Below are 25672 nucleotides of genomic sequence, written 5' to 3'. Positions count from 1 at the left end.
TGCCCCGAGGCGCTCTACCTGCCGCTGCGCCGCGCGAGCGACCCGCACGGCTACCGCGGCCCCGACGCGATGCTGCGGGTCAACGCGCTGACCCCGCTGGGCGACGCCGCGCTGCGCGCCGTGTCCCGCCCCGCCGACCGCCGCTTCGACCCGCTCGTCTGCGTCGACGACACCGGCCGCTACGTCGGGGTCGTCCTGCTGGACGCCATCGTGACCGCGCTCGCGACCGCGCGGCAGTGAGCCCGCCCGACCGACCGGCCCCGGTCAGCACCGTCCGTCATCAACGAAGGAGACCCTGATGAAGCGCTTTGCCTGCGGCGACGTCGTCCCCGGCTGCGACGCCCGGTTCACCGCCCCCGACGAGGGCGCGCTGTTCACCGCGATCGCCGCGCACGCCGCGAAGGACCACGGCCTGTCCGAGATCCCGGCCGAGCTGGTGGCCCAGGTGCGCCGGCACGTCGTCACCGTCTGAGCCCGCGGACTGGGGCGGCGGCGCAGCCACGTCTGACGTCAGCCCCGGGCACGCCCGTCGGCGCAGCGCACGCAGGTGCGCGCCGACGGGCGTACCTCCAGCCGCTCGGCGGGGATCGGCTCCCCGCACACCTCGCACCGGCCGTAGGTCCCGCCCTCCATGCGGGTGAGGGCACGGTCCAGCTCGTCCAGGCGAGTCGTCGCCTGGTCGAGCAGCGCGGCCACCTGGGCGCGCTCGAACGCGATCGTGGCGCCCTCGGGGTCGTGCTCGTCGTCGGTGTTGGCGTCGGCGGTGGCCTCGACGATCCCGCCGAACTCGCGGGTGAGCGCTGCGATCCGCGCGAGCGTCTCGGCCCGCTCGGCCGCCAGCGCCTCCCGGGCTGCCTCCGACGGATCCGGCGCCTGGGCCCCCTCCGGCACCTCGCTCAGGGCAGCGTCGCGTAGACGTAGCGCTCGATCTGCTCGACGTAGCTCGGTGCGAGCTCCTCGAAGCGGATGACCACCTGCCCGCCGGGGCGTACGGCGTGGACGTACCCCGACATCTGCGGCCGGTTCTCCCGGTCCAGGTGGATGACCACGTCGGTCGGCTGCCCGGTGCCGAGCGAGGGCACGTCGGTCTCGCCGCCCTCGAGCGCGATACGGCACCCGCCGGCGGAGAGGTCGAGCGTGCGCCCGCTCAACGTGCGCACGGTCTCGCCCTCGACCCGCAGGTCGACGTCGAGGTGCGCGGGGGCCCGGACGCTGCGGCGCCGCGGCTCGCGGGCGGCGATGCGACCGGCCAGGTCGAGGATGTGCGCGCTCGCGCCGCGCCGCGCCTCCGCGCTGAGCACGATGGTGTCGCCGCCCTCGGCCTGCACGGTCGCCCACACCGGCAGCGTCTGCCCGTGCATCGACGTCGGGGAGATGTCGACGGACGCGCGCACGGTCGGGTCGGCCCCGGACACCGGCTCCTCCCACGACAGGAGCAGCCCGGTCAGGAGGCGTACGTCCCCGGCCGGCACGATCGTGACTGCCGTTCCGACGGTCGGGCCCGACTCGGGCTCCCGGCGGCCGTCGGGCGCCCCGGCGGAACCCGCGCGCGCGGTTTCGGTCATCGACACTTCCCCTCGAGCGGCGTGCTGTCTTGCGGCGATGTGTGGTGACTCTATGCCACCGCGATCTAGCTCTCAGTGCATCCTTTCGGATGGTCCTCGTCGCCGCGTGATCTGTCCTATGCCCCGGATCGGCGCGCCCGAGCCAGCTCGGCCCCGACTGCTTCGGCGTCCTGTCGGATGAACGCCCCGAACTCGCGCAGCCAGTCCTCCGGGGCGTCGCCGCGCAGCGCGCTCTCCCACTGCAGCGAGTCCGGGTCGAGCGGGAGGATCGTGACGATCCCCGCCGCCGCCACGGCGGTCGGGTCCTCGTCCAGCCCCGGCGCCGGCGTCCGGCGCTCCACCACGAGGAAGAGCTCGTCGTGCACGACGCCGCCGGGGACGTGGCTCTCCACGCGGGCGTAGCGGTAGCTGTCGAAGCCCTGGATCGTGAACACGTCCGGGGTGCCGACGAGCCGGGCCATGCGCACGCACTGCTCGGGGTCGCCGAACAGCACCGACACCTCCAGCCGGGACGAGCTGTCCTCGTCGGAGATGAGCTCGGAGTTGAGGGTCCGCTGGATCGCCACGAACTCGGCCATCGTGTGGTCGTTGCGCCCGACCAGCGTCGCGGCGATGTCGTGCATCGCCTGCGAGGACTCCATCAGCGCGTGCAGGTCGAAGGCCAGCCGCTCGCTCGGCGTCCCGCCGACCCGCGGCTCGCCCCGGGACAGGGCCGCGGCCCCGAGACGGTGCAACGCGGAGCTGACCGCGGGCAGCACGCGGGACAACGGGCCCTCGCGGGGCTCGTCGGAGTGCTCGTGCACGCCCTCGGCCGGACGTTCGATCGGGTTGCTCATCGGGCTCCTCGCGCGTGCTGACCCCCGGCATTGTGGCGGGCGACGGCCGCGCGTTCCAGCGCCTTCGGCCGTGGACAGGATGCATTCATGGGAACGGCACCGGCGCCCGTCCACGCGACCGTCGAGGAGGCCCTCGCGGGGCTCCCCGAGCACCGGCGCGAGCTGTTCGCGATCCGGCTCGACCGGTGGTGGGCAGACCTGTACGCGGGGCTCGCCGCCGCGTACGGGGACGCCGTCGCTGCCGGGCTCGGAGAGCGGGTGGCCCGGCTGGCCGCCGCGGCGTACCGCGACCGCGACCCGGAGCTGCTCCGGCTGGACGCTGCCAGAACGCTCGAGCCCGACTGGTTCCAGGCGCCCGGGATGCTCGGCTATGCGGCGTACGCCGACCGGTTCGCCGGCGACCTCGCGGGGGTCGGCGAGCGCATCCCCTACCTGCGCGAGCTCGGCGTGACCTACCTGCACCTCATGCCGCTGCTGCGCCCGCGCGAGGGGGAGAACGACGGCGGGTACGCCGTGGCGGACTACCGCGCGGTCCGGGACGACCTCGGCGACGTCGAGGGGCTGCGCGAGCTAGCCACCCGGCTGCGCCGCTCGGGGATCAGCCTCGTGCTCGACCTGGTGCTCAACCACGTCGCCCGTGAGCACGCCTGGGCCGCGGCCGCCCGGGCCGGGGACCCGCGCTACCGCGCGTACTTCCACGTCTTCCCGGACCGCGAGCTGCCCGACCGCTACGAGGAGACGCTGCCCGAGGTCTTCCCCGACTTCGCGCCCGGCAGCTTCACGTGGGACGAGGAGCTGCAGGGCTGGGTCTGGACGACGTTCAACTCCTGGCAGTGGGACGTCGACTGGTCCAACCCCGACGTGTTCTGCGAGTACGCCGACATCGTGCTCTTCCTCGCGAACCTCGGGGTGGAGGTGCTGCGGCTCGACGCGATCGCCTTCCTGTGGAAGCGGCTCGGGACCGACTGCCAGAACCAGCCGGAGGTGCATGCGCTCACCCAGGCGCTGCGGGCGATGGTGCGGATCGCGTGCCCGGCCGTCGCGTTCAAGGCGGAGGCCATCGTCGGGCCGGCGGACCTGGTGCACTACCTGGGGCGCGGGGTGCACTACGGCAAGGTGAGCGACCTCGCCTATCACAACGGGCTCATGGTGCACGTCTGGTCGATGCTCGCCAGCCGAGACGCCCGGCTAGCGGCGCACGCCCTGCGCGCCCTTCCCCCGATCCCCGCCAGCACCTCGTGGGTCACCTACCTGCGCTGCCACGACGACATCGGCTGGGCGGTCGACGACGGGGACGCCGCCGCCGTCGGCGTCTCCGGGCACCAGCACCGGGCGTACCTGTCCGACTGGTACTCCGGCGCCTTCCCCGGCTCCGACGCCCGTGGCCTCGTCTTCCAGCACAACCCGGCGACCGGGGACCGGCGCATCAGCGGCACGGCCGCCAGCCTCGCCGGGCTCGAGGCCGCTCGCGAGCGGGGCGAGGCCGGCGTGGTCGACCTGGCGCTCGGGAGGCTCTGGGTGGCGTACGCGATCGTCCTCGGCTGGGGAGGGCTTCCCGTCGTGTGGATGGGCGACGAGATCGCCCTCGCCAACGACCCGGCGTGGGCGGAGGAGGAAGGGCACGGGGACGACAACCGCTGGGTGCACCGGCCGCGCATGCCGTGGCGGACGGCGTACCAGCGGCACAACCCCGACGCGGTCGAGGGCCGCGCGTTCGCGGGGCTGACCCGGCTGGCCCGCGTCCGCCGGAGCCTTCCTCACCTGCACGCGTCGGTGCCGGCCGAGGTGCTCGAGCTGTCCGACCCCGGCGTGCTCCCCGTGCTGCGCCGGCACCCGGAGGGTCCGATGCTCGGACTCTACAACGTCACGCCCGACTGGCGGTCCTGGCCGATGGCCCGCCTGCACGAACTCGGCTTCGTGCATCCGCTTGATGCCATCAGCGGAAGCCCGATACACGAATCCGACGGGTCGGTGTGGCTCGCGCCCTACGCCGGTTGGTGGGTCGTCGGTCGTTGATCGCTGGTCACGGGACGATGGCGATGTCGTGCTCTTCGTCCGGCGCGACGAACGCCAGCAGCCGGCTTCCCTCGTCCGTGACGGCGTCCATCGCTTGCGGCCGGATGGGCGCCGACGGCCGGATCTGCAGCGTCGCCCGTCCGGCGTCGCGGCGGACCGCCCATGTCGCCGCCACGAAGCCGTCCACGAGCAGGGTGCCGGTGTGGCCGCCCGGACCACCCTGCAGGAGCACGTGGTCGCCCGGCCCGACGACGCGAGACCGGTCGGCGTAGCCCAGCAGGGCGTTGTCGTACTCCGGCATGAAGCGCGGCGGGGCTGGCGTGTCCGGGTCGGGGAGCAGTGCGTCGGGGACGTCGAGCAGCTCGGCCCCGGCGGGGGACCGGTAGCGCCGCAGGCCCCCTAGCCCGGCGGCGACCTCGCGGAGCCGGGTCAGGCCGGACCACGTCTGCACGTCCTTGACGCTCGCCGGGCCGTACGCGCGCAGGTAGCGCAGCACGAGCTCCTCGGCCCGGGCGGGTGGCACCGCCCCCGGCCCGAGCCAGCTGTCGTACGTCGTCAGCGCCGCCCGGCCGCTCCGGCCCCAGCTCCCGCGCGGGGTCACCTGGACGAGCGGCTCGAGGTAGGAGAACGCCATGGCCAGCGCCTCCGGGTCCAGGCCGGGGTGGCGCTCGGTGAGCAGCGGGCCGAGCTCGGCCCGGGTCAGCGGGTGCTCCGCGACGAGGGTGCGGCCGGAGGCGAGGACCGCCGCGATGTCGGTGCCCGCGAGCATGCGCGACCAGGCCGTGCCGGCGAAGGTCCGGGCCAGCACCGGCTGCAGGAGCGGCCGGAGCGCCCGGCAGTCGCGGGCGCTCATGAGGTGCACCGTCGCTCGCAGCAGCGGGGCCCGGACCAGCTCGCGGGCCTCGAGCGGCGCGGCCAGCTGCGCGGGGTCGAACGCCTCGAGGCGGGCGTGCAGCGCGAGGTAGGGCACGGCCGGGACCTGCGCCTGCAGGCCGACGACCGTGTCGACGGCCGACGGTGGGTCGACGGTCGTCCGCTCGAGGAGCAGCTGGCGGGCGAGGGTGGCGCGGTTCAGCGCGCGGAGGCCGAGCGTCGGGGCCGCCACGAGCCCGCGCTCAGCAGGCGTCGGGCGGGGAGACCGCCTCGGTGCACGACGGCAGCTGGTCGCCGACCGCGCGGCGAAGCAGGTCGTGCAGGGTCGCCCGCTCGTCGGGGGCGAGCGTCCGCAGCATCCCGTCCTCGACGCAGCGCAGCTCGCGCTCGGCGTCCTCCAGTGCCCGGCGCCCGTCGTCGGCGAGCTCCACGATGTGCCGGCGCCGGTCGTTCGGGTCGCGCCGGCGCACCACGAGGCCGCCGGACTCGAGCTCGTTGAGCAGGCCGACGAGGTTGCTGGGGTCCAGGCGGAGCGCCTCGGCCAGCGTCTGCTGAGCGACGTTCCCCTGCTCGCGCAGGAGCGTCAGCGCGACGAACTGCCGCGGCCGGAGCCGGCTGGGGACGCCGGCCGACTCGGCCGAGCGCTGCCCGAGGCGGCTGAGGTGGTGGATGAGCGCCAGCGTCGACGTCACGCCCGGCGCGGCGACGGCGGGCTCGGGGCTCATGCGCCCATGGTAGCTGCGAGATAGTTGACGTACCGCCAACGATCCGTGCTATACCTTCCATCCATGACGCACCTACTTCACCTCGACTCCTCGATGCGCACCGAGGGCTCGCGCAGCCGGAAGCTCTCGGCCCACTTCGCCGACGCCTGGCGCGCGGCGAACCCCGGCGGGACGGTGACGTACCGCGACCTCGCCGCCGACCCGCTGCCCCACCTCGACCAGGACGCGTTCCTCGCGAACGTGCTCGCGCCCGAGGACCGGACGCCGGCCCAGCAGGCCGCGCGGGAGCTGACCGAGACGGTCGTCGACGAGCTGCTGGCGGCCGACGAGGTCGTCGTCGGCATGCCGCTCTACAACTTCAGCGCGCCCACGACCTTCAAGGCGTGGTCGGACCGGATCGTCGTCCCGGGGCTGACCATCGGGGAGGGCGGCGGGCTGCTCGGCCGCGTCCGGATCACGTTCACGACGGCACGCGGCGGCGGCTACGGCCCGGGCACCCCGCGCGAGGGCTGGGACCACCGCGCTCCCTGGCTGCTGCACGCCCTCACCGCAGTCGGCATCACTGATGTGCGGTTCATCGAAACCGAGCTCACCCTTGCCCGGGAGAGCCCGGCCATGGCGCCGCTCGACCTCGGCGCGGCGGAGGACAAGAGCCTCGCCGACGCGTATGCGGCGATCGACGCCCTGTTCGCGGAGCGCTCCGCCGCTGCTTGACGCGGTCGGGCGCACGACGGGGTGCGCGGCGGGGCGCACGACCACTCCTGCGTCGGCGCTTGCGTGCACGCACTTCGGGCCCCGTGGACGGGCTCCTGCACGGTTGCAGCGGGGCCGAGGTGGTGCTGGCGGTTCAGAGGCGGGGGCGGTGCCCGGCCGGGGCCTGCGAGATGGCGGAGTGGTCGCCGCGCGACCGGGCCGGACTTCCGACCCCGGATGGGCGCGACCTACCCCGCACGACGGGTCGGGGGCGCCCACAGCGGCCCCCCAAGTGCGCGCCGGTCACGCAGCGCGCGGGTCGTCATGCGCTCGCACGGCAGTGACCGCGGGTCGACAGCGGTGCAGCGCAGCAACGCAGCTCGGCAGGCAGGACGACGTCCCGCGACCGACGTCCCGCGACTGCGACGATCACGGGACTCGGCTCACCGACACCGGCGTGTCCGGAGCCAAGTCCCGTGATCAGCGTGCAGTTCGGCGTCCGCAGCAGGTCGGCGTCCGCAGCAGGTGGGCGTCCGCCGCAGGTGGGCGTCGGCAGCAGTTCGACGTCCGCCGCAGCCGGACGCCCGGCCCCGCCGGCCCGTCAGTTGCCCGACAGCAGCTGCTCGAACGGCGTGAGCGTCGACAGCGGGTCGGCGCTGGGCTTGCGGCGCTCGACGGCCATCAGGTCGGCGAGCTCGCCACCGGCGCGGGCGATGCGCTCGGCCAGCGCGCGGCCCGCGGGGCTGTCGCCGGCGCCCCAGTCCTCCGAGGCCGCGAAGACCGCGGTCGGGACGGTCACGGCGCGCAGGTACGCGAACAGCGGGCGCAGCGCGTGCTCGAGGGCCAGCGAGTGGCGGGCCGTCCCGGCGGTCGCGCCGAGCAGCACCGGCTTGCCGGTCAGCGACTGCGGCTCGAGGACGTCGAAGAACGTCTTGAACAGGCCGCTGTAGGACGCGGTGAAGATCGGCGTCACGGCGATGAGGCCGTCCGCGCCGACGACCGTCTCGATCGCCGACTCCAGCCGGGGGCTCGGGAACCCGGTCAGCAGGTTGTCGGTGAGGTCGTGGGCCAGGTCGCGCAGCTCGACGACCTCGACGGCCGGCGTGAAGCCGAGCTCGCCGAGCGAGGTGCCGGTGGCCGTCGCCAGCCGGTCGGCCAGCAGCCGGGTGGACGACGGCTGGCTCAGGCCGGCGCTGACGACCGCGAGGGTCCGGGCGGTCATCGCGCCACCACCGCAGAGGCCGGCGCCCGGCCGGTGACGTCGTCGCCGGCCGCGTAGACCGTCGAGTCCGTCGCCCCGCCCTTGGCCGCGACGCGGCTGGCGTGCGTGGGCGCGTCCGGCACGTGCGCGGGGCGCAGCGCGTCGAGCTCGCGGCGCAGCACCGGCACGACCTCCTCGCCGAGGATGTCCAGCTGCTCGAGCACCGTCTTGAGCGGCAGGCCGGCGTGGTCGATGAGGAAGAGCTGGCGCTGGTAGTCGCCCACGTCCTCCCGGAAGGTCAGGTAGCGCTCGATGACCTGCTGCGGCGAGCCCACCGTCAGCGGCGTGGCGGCGCTGAAGTCCTCCAGCGACGGCCCGTGGCCGTAGACCGGCGCGTTGTCGAAGTAGGGCCGGAACTCGCGGACGGCGTCCTGGGAGTTCTTGCGCATGAAGACCTGCCCGCCCAGGCCGACGATCGCCTGGTCGGCGCGCCCGTGGCCGTAGTGCTCGAAGCGCTGCCGGTAGACGTTGACCATCTGCTTGGTGTGCGTCATCGGCCAGAAGATGTTGTTGTGGAAGAAGCCGTCGCCGTAGTACGCGGCCTGCTCGGCGATCTCCGGGCTGCGGATCGAGCCGTGCCACACGAAGGGCGGCACGCCGTCCAGCGGGCGCGGGGTCGAGGTGAAGCCTTGCAGCGGGGTGCGGAACTTGCCCTGCCAGTCGACGACGTCCTCGGTCCAGAGCCGGCGCAGCAGCGCGTAGTTCTCCACCGCGAGCGGGATGCCGTTGCGGATGTCCTGGCCGAACCACGGGTAGACCGGGCCGGTGTTGCCGCGGCCCAACGTGAGGTCGACGCGCCCGCCGGCGAGGTGCTGCAGCATCGCGTAGTCCTCGGCGATCTTCACCGGGTCGTTCGTCGTGATGAGCGTCGTCGCCGTGGAGAGCAGCAGCGTGCTCGTCTGGGCGGCGATGAAGCCGAGGGTCGTGGTGGGCGAGGACGAGAAGAACGGCGGGTTGTGGTGCTCGCCGAGAGCGAAGACGTCCAGCCCGACCTCCTCGACCTTCTTGGCGATCGCGACGATCGCCTGGATCCGCTCCGCCTCGGTGGGCGTGCGGCCGTTCGTGGGGTCGGTCGTGATGTCGCTGACCGAGAAGACGCCGAACTGCATCTCGGGCTCCTTCGCGCTTCGGCAGGTCGTTGAACTCGCAACTATCGTAGCCGCTCAACGCGCCGGGTGCCCGCGGTATGCCCGCGGTGCGCTCGGGCCGGTTGCGGGGCAGCATGGAGCCATGGACGTACGCCGTACGCCGGCCCTGTTCCTCGCGCTCGCCACGGCCCTGGCGGGCTGCTCGTCCGCCGGCGACGACGAGGCCCCGGCCGCCGAGGCCCCGGTCTCCGCCCCGGTCGCGAGCCCGACGCCCGCCACCTCGGCCTCGGCGGCGAGCCCGGCCCCCGTCACCTCCGCGCCCGCCGCACCGGTGACGCCGTCGACGAGCCCGTCGGCAGCGGCGGCTCCCGGCGCGACCCGCACGCCGCGGCCGAACCCCGTCTCCATCCCCGCGCTCATGGAGAAGGAGTACGACGGCCGCGGGCTGAAGCTCGGCCGGGTGCTGGACCGCAACAGCGCCTACACGCGCTACTACGTGACCTACAAGAGCGGGAAGCTGACGATCTCGGGGATCCTCAACGTTCCGCGCGGCCGCGGGCCGTTCCCCGCCCTCGTCCTCGCCCACGGGCACATCGACACGGACATCTACGTGAACGGGCAGGGGCTGCGCCGCGAGCAGGACTACCTCGCGCGCGAGGGCTACGTCGTCCTCCACACCGACTACCGCAACCACGCGTCGTCCTCCGACGACCCGCGCAACGAGGTCACTCTGCGGCTCGGCTACACCGAGGACGTCGTCAACGCCGTGCTGGCGCTGAAGAAGTCGACGCTGAAGTCGATCGACGGCGAGCGGGTCGGCCTGCTCGGCCGGTCCATGGGCGGCGGCGTCACCCTCAACACGCTCGTGGCGCAGCCGGGCCTGGTGGACGCGGCGGTGGTGTTCGCGTCGGTGAGCTCGAGCACGATCGACAACTTCAACCGCTGGACGCGTCAGGACGGCGAGCTGGCCGAGCGGATCCTCGACCGCTACGGCACGCCGAAGCAGAGCCCGGAGTTCTGGCGGGGAGTCTCCCCGCGCACCTACTTCGACCGGGTCACCGAGCCGCTGCTGATCCACCACGGCACGTCCGACTCGACGTGCCCCATCCGCTGGTCGCGCACCACGCGGGACGCGCTCGAGCGACGCGGCAAGGACGTGCGGATGTACGAGTACGAGGGGGAGGAGCACGCCTTCGGGCCGGACTGGCCGCTGTCGATGCGCCGCACGGTGGCCTTCTTCGACCGCCACCTCGCAGCCTGATCCCCGCAGCCCGGAAACCACCGGGGCCGGGGGAACCGCCCGGCCGGGGAGCCGTCCAGCCCGGAACCGGCCGGAGAGCCGCTCAGCGGCCGCGCGGAGGCGGGGCGTCGGGAAGGCCGTCGATCACCACGGTGAGCGCCGGCGCCCGCGAGACCTGCAGCGACGTCTGCTTCAGCGCCGCGTGGGTCATGGCCCGCGCGGTCGCCCCCGCCGAGACGGGGCTCCTGTCGTGCACCGTCAGCCGCACCTGCACGTCGCAGCCACTGTCACCGGGCGAGAGGGAGACGTCCTCGAGCCGGTCGCCCAGCACCAGCATCTCCTCGTCGTGCGGGTGCCGGTCGACGCGCAGGTCCACGGTCACGTTCCACCGGCGCTCGGGCAGGCTCACGACAACCCTTCTCGGAAGGAGGGGCCGCACGGTTCCTCACGGTGCGACGCCCGGGTGGGGATGCCGGGCAACCTAACACCAGTCCCGCGCTGCAGTGAAGCGTGGTTCGGCGAAAACGGTGTCCTTAGAACCTCGAGCGTCAGTCGCGACGGCGACCCCAATGGGTTGCGGGGTCAACGAATTGACGCCGCACCGCGGCCGCCGAGGGACTTTCGCGCTCGCGGCGAAGAAGTCGAGCCACGGATCCATAACTTTTCCTTGACGAGAGTGCCGCTATCCACCAAGGTGCGGTTCATGCCAGTGATGTACGCCGCAGCGTCGCGGTGGGCACTGACACGGGCGACGGGGGTTGCGAGCTCTCCCCCTGTGCGGTCGCGTGAGCAGGTGCACTCCGCGGATTGTGTGAACGCAAACAACGCCGCTAGCTTTGAGAAGCGCCTCTCGTCGGCTCGCCGACGCGAGCCTGTCGCATGACGGCCGCCGACAGCCCGCTGCTGCGGATGAGCGGTGTCTCCAAGTCGTTCTTCGGCGTGGAGGTGCTGCACTCGGTGGACCTGGAGCTGCGTGCGGGTGAAGTGCACGCGCTCGTCGGCGAGAACGGAGCCGGCAAGTCGACGCTGATGAAGATACTTGCCGGAGTGCACCGTCCCGACGCCGGCGTCATTTCGCTGGGCGGCAGCGAGGTGCATTTCGAGCACCCCCTGCAGGCGCAGCACGCCGGGGTGTCGACGGTGTTCCAGGAGTTCAACCTGCTGCCGGAGCGGACCGTGGCGGAGAACGTCTACCTGGGACGGGAGCCGCGCCGCCGCGGCCTCGTCGACGTGGCGCGCATGGACCGGGACACCGAGGCCCTCTTCGACGACCTGGGCGTTTCCGGCATCGGAGCGCGGACGCGGGTGCGGTCCCTCTCGGTCGCTCAGCAGCAGGTCGTCGAGATCGTGAAGGCGATGTCGTACGACGCGCGGATCATCTCGATGGACGAGCCGACCGCCGCCCTCGCCGAGCACGAGGTGGAGCTGCTCTACCGCCTCACGCGCACCCTGCGCGCCCGCGGGATCGCCGTCCTCTACGTGTCGCACCGGCTCAAGGAGATCTTCGACCTCTGCGACCGCATCACGATCCTGAAGGACGGTTCGGTCGTCACCACGACGGAGACGGCACGGATCACGCCCGACGAGCTCGTCCGCAAGATGGTCGGGCGCTCCATCAGCACCTTCTTCCCCGACCCGTTGCCGGGGGCGGAGCTGGGCCCGGTGCGGCTCGCGGTCTCGGGCGCAGGCAACGACTACGTCGACGACATCTCGTTCGAGGTACGCGCCGGCGAGATCGTGGGCCTTGCCGGCCTGCAGGGCAGCGGCCGGACCGAGATCGCCCACGCGCTGTTCGGCGTCGCGCCGTTCACCCGGGGCGAGGTGCGCCTGGACGGCAAGCCGGTCTCACCCACGTCTCCCCGGGAGGCGGTGCGCGCCGGGCTCGCGCTCGTCACCGAGGACCGCAAGGTCGAGGGGCTCGCGCTCAACCAGTCCGTGCTCGCGAACGCGCGGCTCGTGCTCGACGCCGTGCTGCCCGGTGCCGCGGGGAAGCGGGCGAAGGCCATCCCCGGCATCCTGTCCTCCCTCGAGCTCACCGCGCGCAGCGGCGCCCGCGAGGTGAGATACCTGTCCGGCGGCAACCAGCAGAAGGTCGTCCTCGCGAAGTGGCTGGCGACCGAGCCGGCCGTGATGGTCCTCGACGAGCCGACGCGCGGCATCGACGTCGGTGCGAAGCGCGCCGTCTACGAGCTGATGCGTGAGCTGTCGGCCCGGGGGGTCGCGATCGTGATGATCTCCTCCGAGCTCCCGGAGCTGCTCGGCATGGCCGACCGCATCCTCGTGCTGCACGACGGCGAGATCAGCGGCGAGCTTCCGGGCGGCGTCGACGAGGAGGCCGTGATGACCCTTGCCGCGCGTCCGATGACCGCGGAGGCGGCCCGATGACGCTCACCCAGCAGGCCGAGGCCCCACGCACTGCCGCTGCCGTCGAGGGGCGCCGCCGGGCGCCGGTACGGCTCGGCACGACCGGGATCATCTACCTCGCCCTCGTCGCGATCCTCGTCATCGGGACGGTCCTCGTGGCCGCCGACGGGGACAACCTGCTCGCCGAGCGCAACATCGTGGACATGCTCACGCGGTCCAGCGTCCTGGGCTTCATCGCGATCGGGCAGACGCTGGTGATCCTCTGCCGGTCGCTCGACCTCTCGGTCGGCTACGTGGCGGCGCTCAGCAGCCTCGTCGGCGCGACGACGATGGACGGGGACCCGGCACGCGTCCCGCTCGGGATCGCGGCGGCCCTCGGCGTGGCGGCCGCAGTGGGGCTCGTCAACGGGCTGGTCATCACGAAGCTGAAGGTCAACGCGTTCATCGCGACCCTCGGAGTGGCCCTGATCATCCGCGGCTACCTCGACACCGAGTACAAGGGCCCGGCTGGCTCGGTCCCGGACTCCTTCCAGAACTTCGGGTACACGCGCATCGGCGTGGTCCCCCTGTCGACCGCGGTGATGCTGGCGGTAGCTGTCGCCGGCATCGTCCTGCTGCGACGGACCCGGACCGGCTACCGGATGTTCGCCGTCGGCGGCAACGACGAAGTGGCCCGGCTGTCCGGCCTGCGCACCGACCGGACGGTCATCGTGGCGCACGTGCTGTGCTCGATGACCGCCGGTGCGGCCGGGCTGCTGCTCGCCTCCCGCTTCAGCACCGGTGTCGCGGCGCAGATCTACAGCGCCGGCTACGACCTCGACTCGATCGCCGCGGTCGTCCTCGGCGGCACGCTGCTCATGGGCGGGCGCGGCGGGATCGCCGGCACCATCGCGGGGGTCCTCATCCTTGCCGTCCTGGACACCGTCTTCCGGCTCCTGCAGATCGACCCGTTCTTCCGGGACGTGCTGCGCGGCGCGATCATCATCGTCGCCGTTGCGCTCTACGCCCGGCGTCAGATCGACCGGCACGCCGTCCGGGCCAGATTCGGCAAGCACGGCAGGGCGGCCGGCGGCCAGGACGCCCCCCGGCCCGTCATCCCGGAGGCACGCGCATGAGCCATCCAGCGACCAGCCCGGCACGTACGAACCGTAGTGCAGCTGTCGGACGCTCGGCCCTCGACCTGTTCGCCGGTGGCAGCGGGACGGTCTTCGCCCTGCTGATCGTGGTGCTCGTGGCCATCACCTTCCTGAACCCCTCGTTCGCCGAGCCGCCCTCGCTGATGGCTTTCCTGCGCAACGCGGCACCGCTGATCGTGCTCGCGATCGGGCAGTACTTCGTCATCGTCTCCGGCGAGTTCGACCTGTCGGTCGGCTCCCTCGTCGGCGCCCAGGTCGTCATCGCCGCGAAGCTGATCGACGGCGAGGAGAGCCGCACGTGGGGCGTCATCGCCCTGATGCTCGTGTTCGGCCTGCTCGTGGGCCTCGTGAACGGCCTCGTCACGACCCTGCTCCGGGTGCCGTCGTTCATCACGACGCTCGGCATGCTGCTGATCCTCGCCGGCGCCGTCCGGCTCTGGACCGGCGGCGCCCCGACCGGCGCGCTGTCGGACAGCTTCCGCCAGTGGGGGCGCACCGGCATCGACATGCCGGTCGTCCGCCAGCTGCCGTACGCCCTGCTCATCGCCATCGCGCTCGGCGTCGCGGCCGTGCTGCTCATGCGCGCCCCCTACGGCCGGACGCTGCTGGCCACCGGCGACAACCCGACGGCGGCGGCCTTCGCCGGCGTGCGGGTGTGGCGGGTGCGCACGCTCGCCTTCGTGCTGTCGAGCCTGATGGCGACCCTGGCCGCGATCCTGATCGGCGGCTTCGCCGGGGTGTCGGCCCAGGTGGGCCAGGGCCTGGAGTTCACGGCGATCACGGCGGTGGTCCTCGGCGGTGTCGTGCTCGGCGGTGGCCGCGGCTGGGTGGTGGCGGCGATGGCGGGGGCGCTGACCTACCAAGCGCTCGAGCGGCTGTTCACGCAGCTGGACATGCCGACGACGGCCCGCCCCGCTCTGCAGGGCGTCATCATCATCGCCGCCGTCGCGTACGCCGCCCGCTCCCGCGGGCACCGGCCACCGCCGCCCGCCCCGGCCGAGACGGCGAACGACCCCGTGCCCGAGCGCGTCGGATAGCCCCGTGCGGCCGGCGCTCGACGACGGCCGACAACAGCTTCCCGCTCTTCCGGTGGCCCGACGGCCACCGGTGCGGGACCCCCTGCCCGAATCCACCGACAACGACGTCTCTACCTAGGAGGGCGACCCCTTGCGAGTTCCCAAGACAGTGCTCGCCGGGCTTGCTGCGGCGAGCCTGGCGCTGACCGGCTGTTCCACCGACGACCCGGAGGCCTCCGGCGCCAGCGCAGAGGGGGACGGCGGCTCGAGCGCCGAGGCGACGCCCGCGGCCGAGGGCCAGGCCGACGGCGAGTGGTTCGTCCGCGCGGACTACGAGCGCCAGCTGGCACAGCGCGACATGCAGCCGGAGGGTGACGAGTCCAAGCCGTGGCTGCAGGCGATCGAGCCGGAGTTCGTCGACACGGCGAAGTACAAGAAGTCCGGCGCGCAGACGCTCTGCTTCTCCAACGCGTCGGTCTCCAACCCGTGGCGCGTGACGGGCTGGATCACGATGCAGCAGCAGGTCGACGTCTACAAGAAGAGCGGCGAGATCGGCGAGTTCCGCGTCTCGGACGCGGGGGACGACGACAACAAGCAGATCTCCGACATCCAGGCGTTCATCGACAGCGGAGACTGCGGCGCGATCATCGTCTCCCCGTCGACCACGGCGACGCTGACCCCTGCCGTCGAGGCTGCGTGCGAGAGCGGGGTGCCGGTCATCGTCTTCGACCGCGGCGTCAACACCGACTGCATGACCACGTTCATCCACCCGATCGGCGGCTACGCCTACGGTGCCGACGGTGCCGAGTTCCTCGTGGACGAGCTCGAGCCCGGGTCAAAGGTCCTCGCACTGCGCATCCTGCCCGGCGTCGACGTCCTCGAGAACCGCTGGGCCGCCGCGCAGGAGATCTTCGGCAACAGCGACCTCGAGGTCCTCGGGGACGAGTTCACCGGCGGGGACGCGGCGAAGATCAAGGACATCGTCACGCAGTACCTGCAGCGCGGCGACGTCGACGGCATCTGGATGGACGCCGGCGACGGTGCCGTCGCCGCGGTGGAGGCGTTCGAGGACGCCGGCCAGGACTACCCGGTCATGGTCGGCGAGGACGAGCTGAGCTTCCTGCGCAAGTGGAAGGAGACGGGGATGACGGCCATCGGCCCGGCGTACTCCAACTTCCAGTGGCGCACCCCGATCGAGGCAGCCGTGCGGATCTGGAAGGGCGAGCAGGTCCCGAAGGAGTGGGTGCTCCCGCAGTCGCCGGTGACCGACGAGAACCTCGACAGCCTGCTCGAGGCGAACAAGGACATGCCGAGCCTGCACTACGCGAAGTTCGGCGGCGAGGACCTGCCCGGCTACCCGCAGGCCTGGAAGGACCGCTCCTAGCAGCGTGCGCGGCCGCGGGGCCTCCCCGCGGCCGCACGCGCCCGTCCGGCGGCGAGGCGCTCACCGCCGTTCCTGCCAGCACGCCTGTCCGGGAGGACGACTGTGTCCCGCAAGCTCGGAGTGAACACCTGGGTCTGGACCTCGCCGCTCACCGACGCCGCTCTGGGCGAGCTCGCCCCCCGGGTGAAGGAGTGGGGCTTCGACGTCCTCGAGCTCCCCCTCGAGAACCTCGGCGACTGGGACCCTGCGGCGGCGCGGCGCCTCCTCGACGGCCTGGGGCTGGCCGCCTCGGTGTGCCTCGTCATGGCCCCCGGCCGCGACCTCGTCGCCACGGACGCCGGCACCGTGCGCCGCACGCAGGACTACCTGCGTGGCGTGGTGGACGCGGCGCACGCCGTCGGGGCTCCGGCCGTCGGAGGGCCCGCCTACGCCACGACGGGGCGCACGTGGCGCATGACGGACGAGGAGCGGGCCGCCGCGTACCTCGAGCTCCAGGAGGGGCTCGCCCCGGTCGTGGAGCACGCCATGAGCGCGGGCGTCACGGTCGCGGTGGAACCGCTCAACCGCTATGAGACCTCGCTCGTCAACACCGTCGACCAGGCGCTGGAGGCGCTCGGTGACCTGCCGGCCGCCGGCTGCGGTCTGCTGCTCGACGTCTACCACATGAACATCGAGGAGCAGGACGTCGCCGCCGCCGTCCGCCGCGCCGCCGGCCGCATCGCCCACGTGCAGGTGTGCGCGAACGACCGGGGGGCTCCGGGCGCGGACCACCTGGACTGGCCCGCCATCCTGCGCGCCCTCGACGAGGCCGGGTACGCCGGCCCGCTGTGCATCGAGTCCTTCACCGCCGAGAACGCGTCCATCGCCACCGCTGCCTCGATCTGGCGGCGCCTCGCCGTCACGCAGGACGCCATCGCGACCGACGGCCTGAAGTTCCTGCGAGACCTGGAGGTGAGCGACTCCGCCTGAGCTCGACCAATGCCGCCGGGGGCGGCAACGGCAACAACGACGTCACCGTGGTCGAACCATTCCGTTGGAGGGCTTTCATGCACGTCCCACGTCGCTCGTGGGGTCGTCTGGGCGCGGCCTGTGCCGCAGCGCTGATGCTCCCGTTGATACCCGCGGCGCCCACCCAGGCGGCCGAGGCCGAGGAGGCGGCGAACCCGCGCGTCCTCATCTTCACCAAGACGACCCAGTTCCGGCACACCGAGGCCATCGTCCAGGGCACACCGGTGCTCCAGGCCGCCCTGCAGTCGGAGGGCATCGACTCGGTCCACACCGAGGACTCGACCGTCTTCAACGACGCCGAGCTGGCGACGTACGACGCGCTTGTCATGTTTCAGACTTCAGGCGATCCCTGGACGGCCGACCAGAAGGCCGCGCTGGAGAGGTACCAGCAGGCGGGCGGCGGCATCGTCGCGATCCACAACGCCACCGACATGCGCGGCAACTACGCCTGGTGGGACACCATGATCGGCGCTCTCATGCCCGGTCACGCCGCCACGGGCAACAGCCCCGGCCTGCCGGGGACGGTGCGCGTCGAGGACCAGACCCACCCCTCGACGAAGCACCTGCCGCAGCGCTGGAGCCGCGCGGACGAGTGGTACAACTACTCGGCCAACGTCCGCGGCGAGGCGCACGTCCTCGCGACGATGGACGAGACGACGTACGACCCCGGTGGCAACCGCATGGGCTACGACCATCCCATCTCTTGGTGCCGCCCCTACGACGGCGGCCGGGCGTGGATGACGGGCATGGGCCACTTCGGCGCCCACTACACCCAGGAGCCCGCCCTCGTGCGGCACATCCTCGGCGGCGTGAAGTGGGCCGCCGGCCTCGAGGAGGGCGACTGCGGCGGCACCGACTGGAGCGAGTTCGAGAAGGTCGCCCTGGACGAGAACACCAGCGCGCCCTACGCGATGGACATCGCCCCCGACGGGCGCGTCTTCTTCACCGAGCTCGTGCGCGGCCAGATCCGCGTCTACAACCCCACGAGCCGTACGACGTCGACCGCGGTGACGATCCCGGTCTACTCCGGCGGTGAGGACGGCCTGCTCGGCATCGCGCTCGACCCGAAGTTCGCCGAGAACGGCTACCTCTACGTCTACTACGCCCCGGCGTCCGCGGACGACACGAACCCGGCCAACTGGTTCAGCCGGCTCTCCCGCTTCACCGTGGGCGCGAACTCGCAGATCGACCGGGCGACGGAGAAGGTCCTGCTCACCGTGCCGGCCTCCCGCCTGCCCGACGAGCCCGGCCACACCGGCGGCGGGCTCGCGTTCGACGGCCAGGGCAACCTCTACCTCGGCGTCGGCGACGACGTGAACCCGCACTCCGAGCCCTCCGGCGGGTACGCCCCGCTGTCCGAGCGGCCGAACACGTTCCACGACGCGCGGGCCACGTCGGCCAACACCAACGACCTGCGGGGCAAGGTGCTCCGCATCAAGCCGACGGCGGACGGGTCCTACACGATCCCCGAGGGCAACCTATTCGCGCCCGGCACCGCGAAGACCAAGCCCGAGATCTACGCGATGGGCTTCCGCAACCCGTTCCGCTTCTCCATCGACGCCAAGACCGGCGCCCTGGGCGTCGCGGACTACTCGCCGGACAACAACACCGACAACCTCGCGACGCGCGGCCCGGCCGGCATCGCGGAGTACAACCTGATCAAGGAGCCCGGCTTCTACGGCTGGCCGCTCTGCATGGGCAACAACGAGCCCTTCCGCGACGTGGACTACACGACGAGCCCCGTCACGGTCGGCGCGTTCTTCAACTGCAACGCGCCCGTCAACGACTCGATCAAGAACACCGGGCTCACCGAGCTGCCGCCGGCCAAGCCCGCGACGATGTGGTACGGCTACCAGCGCTCGTCCGTGCAGGGCGGCATCAACCAGGGCGGCGGGCTCGCGCCGATGGGCGGCCCGTTCTACGAGTACGACCCCGAGCTGGACTCCGACACGAAGTTCCCGCAGTACTACGAGGGCAAGCCCTTCTTCTACGACTGGGCGCGCAACCGGATGTACTCGCTGATCCTCAAGGACGGCCAGGCCGGCGTCGAGAAGGCGAACCCGTTCCTGCCGAACGAGCAGTTCCTGGCGCCGATCGACTCGAAGTTCGGGCCCGACGGCTCGCTCTACGTCCTCGACTGGGGCGGCGGCTACGGCCGTGACAACCCGAACTCGGGCCTGCACCGCATCGACTACATCTCCGGCTCCCGCTCGCCGGTCGCGGCCGCGACGGCCACGCCGGACTCCGGTGTCGCGCCACTGCAGGTGCAGTTCTCCGGCGCCGGCAGCAGCGACCCCGAGGGCGCGGCTCTGACCTACGCCTGGGACTTCGACGGCAACGGGACGACCGACGCCACGACGGCCACCGCGTCGCACACCTACACCGCCAACGGCGTCTACGACGCCCGCCTCACGGTGACCGACCCCGAGGGCAAGACCGGCACCACGGTCGTCCCGATCACGGTCGGCAACACGCGGCCGCAGGTGAAGTTCAACCTGCCGCCCAACGGCGGGTTCTTCGACTTCGGCGACCAGGTCAGCTGGGACGTCGAGGTGACAGACGCCGAGGACACCCAGATCGCGGACGCCGACATCGTCATCCAGCCGGCGCTCGGCCACGACGAGCACGCCCACCCGTCCGAGCCCCTCTCCGGACGGAAGGGCACCGCCACCACCAGCCTCGGTGGCGGACACGGCGAGGGCATGAACGTCTTCTACGTCATCGACGCCCGCTACACCGACAAGGGCGGCGCGGGCGGTGTCCCGGCTCTCACCGGGTCCGCCACGACCCTGCTGTTCCCGAAGCAGCGCGAGGCCGAGTTCTACTCGGCCGCCTCGGCGACGGGCATCACCACCTCGGACGCACGCGACGTCGAGGGCCACGGGACGGCGATCAGCGGGCAGAACGGCGCATGGGCGGCGTACGACCCGGTGAACCTGCGCGGGGTCGACTCGCTGGTCCTGCGGGTCGCGGCACCGGCAGCAGGGACCGTGGAGCTGCGCCGCGGCGCGGCCGACGGCCCGCTGCTGGGCACGGCGAACGTGCCGGCGACCGGCGGGCTCACGGGCTTCGTCGACGTCCCGGTCCAGGTCACCGACCCCGGTGAGTCGTTCTCGCTCCACGTCGTCTTCCCCGGAGCGGGCGAGCGGCGGCTCAACTTCATCGAGGCGGTCGGCAAGGGCGTGTCGGCCACGACCAAGCCGGTCGTGTCCATCACCGCTCCCGCGGCGGGCGCCGAGCTCGAGGTCGGGCCGGTGCAGGTGACGGCCAACGCCACAGACGCGGAGAACACCATCACGAAGGTGGAGTTCTTCGTCGACGGCCAGTCCATCGGCAGCGACACGACGGCTCCGTACGCCGTCACCTGGAACGTGCCGAAGGAGGCGCGCTACCGCCTCACCGCGGTGGCGACGAACGACAAGGGCGTCAGCACGACCTCGCGCATCGTCCTGGCCCAGGTCGGTGACCTGTTCGCCGGCTGGGAGACGTTCACCAACGCGGGGGCCACGTTCGACCGGCCGGACGGCGACCGGTGGATCATCAACTCCGGCGGCAGCAACATGTGGCAGGCCGTGGACCAGTACGGCGCGGCCTACCGACCGGCGGCCGCGGACGACAAGTGGACCGCGACCGTGAAGATCGAGCGCCAGGGCAACTCGAACGCGAGCGCCAAGGCCGGCATCATCGTCCGCAACAACATCGCCGCGCCCGGCTCCTCGCCCGGGTACGCGGCGCTGGGCATGCGCCCCAGCGGCGGCTTCGAGTGGCTGCGGGACACCAACGGCAACGGCGAGCTCGACGCGTCCACGAGCGCGAGCACGACGAGCTACCCGGTGTGGGTGCGGCTGAGCCGTGACGGTGCGAACTACCAGGCCTACTGGAGCAAGGACGGCACCACCTTCACGCCGATCGGGGGGCCCGTCCAGCTGCCCGGCGCCGCGGCGGTGCAGGACATCGGCCTCTTCGTCACGGCCCACCACGCCACCGCGAAGAGCGAAGTGGAGTTCAGCGGCTTCACGCTCGTCGACGGCACGCCACAGCCCGACCCCGGGCCGACCCCGCTGCCGGGCTGCGTGACCCCCGGCTCGGACGAGTTCGTCGGGGCCACGCTGGACGCGACGCGCTGGCCCACCGTCCGGCAGGCCACGGGCTCGCCGGTGACCGTCGCCGACGGCTCGCTCCGGCTGCCGGTCACGCAGGGCGACATCAACGAGGCCACCACAGGGCCGATCAGCTACGTGGGCCAGCCCGCGCCCAGCGGTGACTGGGAGGCCACCACGCGCCTGACGCTGGCGCACAGCCGGCACTGGCAGCACGCCGGCCTGATGCTCCACGCCAGCGACGACGAGTACGTGAAGCTCGCGTACACCCGCAACAACTCGGGGTCCCGCTTCCTCGAGTTCCAGACCGAGACCGCGGGCAGCCGGACCTGGCACGCGAACAACGTCGCGATCTCGGCGGGGGACACGGTCCACCTGCGACTCAAGAAGACGGGATCCCAGATCACGGCTTCCTACTCGGTGGACGGCACCACGTGGACGGCAGTGAGCGGCGCGGCACCGGTGAAGGCGAACGCCACGCTCGGCGTCATGGCTGCCGGTGACACGGGCACGCCGAACGCGACCGCGCTGTTCGACTGGTTCCGGATGTCCTCCGACACGACGGGCCCGGTCGCGCCGAGCGACGAGTTCGATGGCGGCGCGCTGAACGGCTGCCGGTGGAACGCGTCCGTGCGCGGGGATGCCCGCAACCTCAGCGTCACCGGCGGCGAGCTGAAGATCGTCACGCAGCCCGGCGACATCAACGGCACCGCCAACGAGGGGCCGCGCAACTTCGTCCTGCAGAAGGCCCCGGCCGGCAACTGGACGGTCGAGACGCGGATGCGGGCCACCATGGCCCACCAGTGGCAGCTCGCCGGGCTGCTGGCGTACGGCGACGACGACAACTACGTCAAGCTCGACGTCGTCGCGAACAACGCGTCGACGGCGGCGACGAACCTCGGCGCCGAGCTGGTGTCCGAGCGGAACGCGCAGTTCGGCAACGGCGGGAACCGCAGCCTGGACGTCCCCGAGTCGACGGAGTCGGGCTGGTACCACCTGCGCCTGACGAAGACCGGCAACAGCTACCAGGGCTGGGTCAGCACGACCGGCGGCCTCACCTGGTCCTCGCTCGGGCAGCCGGTGACGAACGACGGGACGCTGGACAAGATCGGCCTCATGGCGATCGGGCCGCAGCAGGTCACCCCGGTGACCGTGTCGTTCGACTACTTCCAGCTCGTCACCGACTCGACCGCGCCGACGGTGACCGCGGCGGTCTCGCCCGCGGCCCCGAACGGGGCGAACGGCTGGTACACCTCCCCGGTGACCGTGTCCCTGACGGGCTCGGACGACGAAGGCGGCTCCGGCGTCGCGTCGGTGCAGTACCGGATGCAGGGCGCCGCCGCGTGGTCGACGTACTCCGCACCGGTCGCGCTGGGCACCGACGGGACGCACACGCTGGAGTACCGCGCCACCGACCAGGCGGGCAACGTCTCCACGGTCGGGTCCACCACCGTCAAGGTGGACGCCACCAAGCCCGTCGTGACGGTCGACGGCATCGCAGCGGGCTCGGAGCACGGCGACTCGACGAGTGCCACGGTCTCGTGGACGGCGGCGGACGCGACGTCCGGCGTCGCGACGACGACTGCGACGCTCGACGGGAAGGCGATTCCCTCGGACACGGCGCTCACGTTCTCCGAGCTCGCGCTCGGGGCGCACACCCTCGTCGTCACGTCGACGGACAACGCGGGCAACGTCACCGCCTCCTCGGTGACGTTCACGGTGAGCACGTCGTTCGACGACATCGACGCGCTGATCGGCCGCTACGTCGCGGACGGCACCATCAGCGCGAAGACCGCCGCCAGCCTGCGCGAGCGCCTCGTCAAGGCGGTGCTCGCGGCCGACATGGGCAGCGAGACGCGGGTCATCAGCTACCTGCAGCAGTTCGTCGACCGGGTCGAGAACCAGGTCAAGGGCGACCTGCGTGACCTGATGGTCCGCCAGCTGCTGCGCCGGGACGCCGAGGCGCTCATCGCGATGTACGTCGCGATGGAGGCCGAGGAGAACGCCTCCTGACGCAGGGACCACGGTGAGCACGGACGGCCCGGCGACGCGACGCGTCGCCGGGCCGGCCTGCGCCCGGGGCCGCCGGGCTCCGCGCCGACGGGCGCGGGCTCATGAGCATCCGGGTGCCAGGGCCGCGTCCACGACCTCAGGACCCGGATGCGCGGCCCCGTCCACGCGCTCGCTTGCCGCCGCGTACCTGCCGGCGAGGTCGCGCAGCGTGTCCCGCAGCTCGTCCGGCGCCACCACGGTGAAGCCCGCCCCCAGGAGCCCCAGGGCGGTCGCCGCCCACGCCAGGTCGTCGACGTCCAGCCGGACGCGGCACCGCCCCTCGCCCTCTTCCTGCACCGACAGCCACCAGCTGACGCGGCGGCGTACCTCCTCGGCGGGTGCCTCGACCACCGCCTCCACCCGGTGCCCCTCGGGCCCGCCGCTGACCCGCTCGCGCACGAACGCGGCCGGGTCGTCGGCGGGCAGCCGTCGCGGCGCGAACCGGGCGCCCGTGCCGCGCGGCCGGCTCACCCGGTCGAGCCGGAAGACGCGCCAGTCGGCGCGGTCGAGGTCCCAGGCGACGAGGTACCACCGCCGCCCGAGCGACACCATGCGGAACGGCTCGATGCGGCGCTCGCTGCGCGTGCCGGCCGCGGACACGTAGTCGAACTCAACCCGCTCGGTGTCCCGGCACGCGAGCGCCACCGCGCTGAGGACGGCCGGGTCGGCGCCGACGTCGGCTGCGGGGGCGCCGCCCCAGGACCCGGGCACCGTGACCGCGCGCAGCGCGTCCACCCGGCGCCGCAGCCGCGCGGGCAGCACCGGCACGACCTTGGCGAGCGCGCGCACCGAGGGCTCGGTGAGGCCCGCGACCCCGGTCCCCGCGCTGGCGGACAGCCCGACGACGAGCGCGATGGCCTCCTCGTCGTCGAGCACGAGCGGCGGCAGGGAGGCGCCGGGGGCCAGCGCGTACCCGCCCTCGACCCCGCGCTGGGCCTGCACCGGGTAGCCGAGCTCGCGCAGCCGCTCGACGTCGCGTCGCAGGGTGCGGATCGAGACCCCGAGCCGGTCGGCGAGGTCGTCACCCGGCCAGTGGCGGCGGGACTGCAGCAGGGTCAGCAGGCGGAGCGTGCGGGAGCTGGTGGCGGCCACGGGTCCAGTGTCCGGCAATTGAGGACAGGAAGTGGCACGAGGCGTCCCTAGCTTTGTTGGTGCGGGACGGCGCGGCAGCAGGCTGCGCAGGCCGACAGGCGAAGGAAGCGACCATGACGATCTCCACCACGACCCACCTGAACTTCCGGGGCGACGCGCGCGCCGCGCTCGAGCTCTACCGCGAGGTGTTCGGCGGGGAGCTCACCGTGGTGAGCTACCGGGACGCGCACGCCGTCCAGGACCCGGCCGAGGCCGACCAGGTCATGTGGGGGCAGGTGGTCTCTGCTGACGGGTTCCGGGTGATGGCGTACGACGTCCCCGCCGCCACCGCGTGGGACCGGGGGCGCAACGCGTTCTACGTCTCGGTGCGCGGCTCGTCGGTGGAGGAGGTCACGGCGTACTGGAAGGGGCTCGCGGACGGCGCGACGATCCGCCAGGAGCTCGCGCCGTCCGGCTGGGCCGCGGCCTACGGGATGCTCGAGGACCGCTTCGGCGTCGTCTGGGTGCTGGACGTGCTCACGGCTCCTTGAACACCGGGGTGTCGGGGTCGGGCTGCTGATCGGCCGCGGCGAACGGGGCGTCCGGGAGCGGGGCGTCGTCCGCGGCGGCCAGCGTCTCGGCCACGGCCTGGTCGTCGTCGGCCGGAGGCGGCGGGATGGAGCCCAGGCCCGGCTCCCCGGCGTCGCTGCCGGTCTGCATGCCGCTGTCGGGGAGCTCGTCGTCGGTCGGTGCCATGACCGGCTCCTGCCCAGGCCCGGTGCGGGATACGCGCGGGCCGGCGGCGCGGGCCCCGGGCGCCTACGCCGGTGGCGCCCCGCCCGCCTCGACGGCCGGCGCGTCGGCCGCAGCCGGGGTCTTCGCCGCGAGCCGGGCGGCGATGGCGGCTACCGCGGCGTCCGACGTGGCAGCGGCGGCGGTGCGGTTCTCCTCGCGCAGCTCCCGGTAGACCTCTTCGCGGTGCACCTGGACGCTGCGCGGCGCGGCGATGCCCACGCGGACGACGTCGCCCCGCACCTCGAGCACGGTGACGACGACGTCGTGGCCGATGACGACACTCTCACCGGCACGGCGGCTCAGCACGAGCACTGGACGCTCCTCTGATCGCGGGGCAGATCACAGCAAGGATGGCAGGCGCCTCCGGAACGCGCAGAAGCCCGCCCCCGACGGGGGCGGGCTCCGGCGCGATTCACGTCGGCGCGTACGTCACGCGAGCGGCGCGCGCA

22 protein-coding genes and 1 pseudogene are annotated in these 25672 nt (G+C 72.7%); 12 read left to right on the top strand and 11 right to left on the bottom strand.

Going from position 1 to position 25672, the window contains the following annotated elements:
* Both G9H71_RS16105 and G9H71_RS16100 read left to right on the top strand, forming a co-directional pair.
* A pseudogene (locus G9H71_RS16105) lies at positions 1-240 on the top strand (EAL domain-containing protein); the annotation flags it as partial.
* Positions 241-298: 58 nt separating this feature from the next.
* Positions 299-472 (top strand): DUF1059 domain-containing protein, encoded by a 174-nt coding sequence (locus G9H71_RS16100; protein WP_166283603.1) that lies wholly within the window; start codon positions 299-301, stop codon positions 470-472.
* Positions 473-510: 38 nt separating this feature from the next.
* Here G9H71_RS16100 and G9H71_RS25215 read toward each other — a convergent pair whose 3' ends face one another.
* The 3 genes from G9H71_RS25215 to G9H71_RS16085 all read right to left on the bottom strand — a co-directional run bounded on the left by G9H71_RS25215 (position 511) and on the right by G9H71_RS16085 (position 2401).
* The gene (locus G9H71_RS25215) at positions 511-891 is read right to left on the bottom strand and encodes a TraR/DksA family transcriptional regulator (protein WP_166283601.1); all 381 of its coding nucleotides are present in this window, start codon (positions 889-891) and stop codon (positions 511-513) included.
* A 5-nt stretch (positions 892-896) separates the two neighbouring features.
* Entirely contained in the window at positions 897-1565 is a 669-nt protein-coding gene (locus G9H71_RS16090; protein ID WP_166283599.1) for a PilZ domain-containing protein, read from the bottom strand.
* Positions 1566-1681: 116 nt separating this feature from the next.
* Positions 1682-2401 (bottom strand): hypothetical protein, encoded by a 720-nt coding sequence (locus tag G9H71_RS16085; protein ID WP_166283597.1) that lies wholly within the window; start codon positions 2399-2401, stop codon positions 1682-1684.
* An 87-nt stretch (positions 2402-2488) separates the two neighbouring features.
* Between G9H71_RS16085 and G9H71_RS16080 the strand changes: the two genes are divergently transcribed.
* Positions 2489-4417 carry an alpha-amylase family protein gene (locus G9H71_RS16080; protein WP_166283595.1) on the top strand — a complete coding sequence of 643 codons (1929 nt, stop codon included), beginning with the start codon at positions 2489-2491 and terminating at the stop codon, positions 4415-4417.
* Between the two features lie 7 nt (positions 4418-4424).
* On the opposite strand, the gene G9H71_RS16075 is transcribed toward G9H71_RS16080, so the two are convergent.
* Both G9H71_RS16075 and G9H71_RS16070 read right to left on the bottom strand, forming a co-directional pair.
* Entirely contained in the window at positions 4425-5522 is a 1098-nt protein-coding gene (locus tag G9H71_RS16075; RefSeq protein WP_166283593.1) for a winged helix DNA-binding domain-containing protein, read from the bottom strand.
* Positions 5523-5532: 10 nt separating this feature from the next.
* Positions 5533-6015 carry a MarR family winged helix-turn-helix transcriptional regulator gene (locus G9H71_RS16070; protein WP_166283591.1) on the bottom strand — a complete coding sequence of 161 codons (483 nt, stop codon included), beginning with the start codon at positions 6013-6015 and terminating at the stop codon, positions 5533-5535.
* A gap of 63 nt (positions 6016-6078) precedes the next feature.
* Here G9H71_RS16070 and G9H71_RS16065 point away from each other — a divergent pair, with 63 nt between their 5' ends.
* Positions 6079-6729 carry an FMN-dependent NADH-azoreductase gene (locus G9H71_RS16065; protein ID WP_166283589.1) on the top strand — a complete coding sequence of 217 codons (651 nt, stop codon included), beginning with the start codon at positions 6079-6081 and terminating at the stop codon, positions 6727-6729.
* Positions 6730-7309: 580 nt separating this feature from the next.
* Here the strand turns inward: G9H71_RS16065 and G9H71_RS16060 are convergent.
* Positions 7310-7930 (bottom strand): FMN reductase, encoded by a 621-nt coding sequence (locus G9H71_RS16060; RefSeq protein WP_166283587.1) that lies wholly within the window; start codon positions 7928-7930, stop codon positions 7310-7312.
* Positions 7927-9078: an LLM class flavin-dependent oxidoreductase gene (locus G9H71_RS16055; protein ID WP_166283585.1), complete on the bottom strand. Its 1152-nt coding sequence runs from the start codon at positions 9076-9078 to the stop codon at positions 7927-7929. The genes G9H71_RS16060 and G9H71_RS16055 overlap by 4 nt, the downstream gene beginning before the upstream one ends.
* Before the next feature lie 121 nt (positions 9079-9199).
* Here G9H71_RS16055 and G9H71_RS16050 point away from each other — a divergent pair, with 121 nt between their 5' ends.
* A complete protein-coding gene (locus tag G9H71_RS16050; protein WP_166283583.1) occupies positions 9200-10318 on the top strand; it encodes an alpha/beta hydrolase family protein in 1119 nt (372 codons plus the stop codon).
* A gap of 82 nt (positions 10319-10400) precedes the next feature.
* Here G9H71_RS16050 and G9H71_RS16045 read toward each other — a convergent pair whose 3' ends face one another.
* The gene (locus G9H71_RS16045; protein ID WP_166283582.1) at positions 10401-10706 is read right to left on the bottom strand and encodes a hypothetical protein; all 306 of its coding nucleotides are present in this window, start codon (positions 10704-10706) and stop codon (positions 10401-10403) included.
* A gap of 470 nt (positions 10707-11176) precedes the next feature.
* Here G9H71_RS16045 and G9H71_RS16040 point away from each other — a divergent pair, with 470 nt between their 5' ends.
* The 6 genes from G9H71_RS16040 to G9H71_RS16015 all read left to right on the top strand — a co-directional run bounded on the left by G9H71_RS16040 (position 11177) and on the right by G9H71_RS16015 (position 23318).
* Entirely contained in the window at positions 11177-12682 is a 1506-nt protein-coding gene (locus tag G9H71_RS16040; RefSeq protein ID WP_166283581.1) for a sugar ABC transporter ATP-binding protein, read from the top strand.
* Positions 12679-13776 carry an ABC transporter permease gene (locus G9H71_RS16035; protein WP_166283580.1) on the top strand — a complete coding sequence of 366 codons (1098 nt, stop codon included), beginning with the start codon at positions 12679-12681 and terminating at the stop codon, positions 13774-13776. The genes G9H71_RS16040 and G9H71_RS16035 overlap by 4 nt, the downstream gene beginning before the upstream one ends.
* A complete protein-coding gene (locus G9H71_RS16030) occupies positions 13773-14834 on the top strand; it encodes an ABC transporter permease (RefSeq protein ID WP_166283579.1) in 1062 nt (353 codons plus the stop codon). Before G9H71_RS16035 ends, G9H71_RS16030 begins: the two co-directional genes overlap by 4 nt.
* 130 nt (positions 14835-14964) lie before the next feature.
* Complete coding sequence (locus G9H71_RS16025; protein ID WP_166283578.1) at positions 14965-16197, top strand: substrate-binding domain-containing protein; 1233 nt, start codon at positions 14965-14967, stop codon at positions 16195-16197.
* 102 nt (positions 16198-16299) lie between these two features.
* A complete protein-coding gene (locus G9H71_RS16020) occupies positions 16300-17166 on the top strand; it encodes a sugar phosphate isomerase/epimerase family protein (RefSeq protein WP_166283577.1) in 867 nt (288 codons plus the stop codon).
* A gap of 77 nt (positions 17167-17243) precedes the next feature.
* A complete protein-coding gene (locus G9H71_RS16015; protein WP_166283576.1) occupies positions 17244-23318 on the top strand; it encodes a ThuA domain-containing protein in 6075 nt (2024 codons plus the stop codon).
* 99 nt (positions 23319-23417) lie between these two features.
* Here G9H71_RS16015 and G9H71_RS16010 read toward each other — a convergent pair whose 3' ends face one another.
* The gene (locus G9H71_RS16010) at positions 23418-24449 is read right to left on the bottom strand and encodes a helix-turn-helix transcriptional regulator (RefSeq protein ID WP_166283575.1); all 1032 of its coding nucleotides are present in this window, start codon (positions 24447-24449) and stop codon (positions 23418-23420) included.
* 113 nt (positions 24450-24562) lie between these two features.
* On the opposite strand from G9H71_RS16010, the gene G9H71_RS16005 reads away from it, so the two are divergent.
* Complete coding sequence (locus G9H71_RS16005) at positions 24563-24979, top strand: VOC family protein (protein WP_166283574.1); 417 nt, start codon at positions 24563-24565, stop codon at positions 24977-24979.
* Here G9H71_RS16005 and G9H71_RS16000 read toward each other — a convergent pair.
* Together G9H71_RS16000 and csrA are read right to left on the bottom strand one after the other, a co-directional pair.
* A complete protein-coding gene (locus G9H71_RS16000; RefSeq protein ID WP_166283572.1) occupies positions 24966-25184 on the bottom strand; it encodes a hypothetical protein in 219 nt (72 codons plus the stop codon). The genes G9H71_RS16005 and G9H71_RS16000 overlap by 14 nt on opposite strands.
* Before the next feature lie 63 nt (positions 25185-25247).
* Positions 25248-25535: a carbon storage regulator CsrA gene (gene csrA / locus G9H71_RS24655; RefSeq protein ID WP_166283571.1), complete on the bottom strand. Its 288-nt coding sequence runs from the start codon at positions 25533-25535 to the stop codon at positions 25248-25250.
* Positions 25536-25672 lie beyond the last annotated feature (137 nt).

Origin of the sequence: Motilibacter deserti (assembly GCF_011250635.1) — a bacterium.
In the GTDB taxonomy this organism is placed as follows: Bacteria; Actinomycetota; Actinomycetes; order Motilibacterales; family Motilibacteraceae; genus Motilibacter_A; species Motilibacter_A deserti.
Note: the sequence above shows the minus strand (reverse complement) of the source record. Positions and strands in the feature narration are given on the sequence as shown.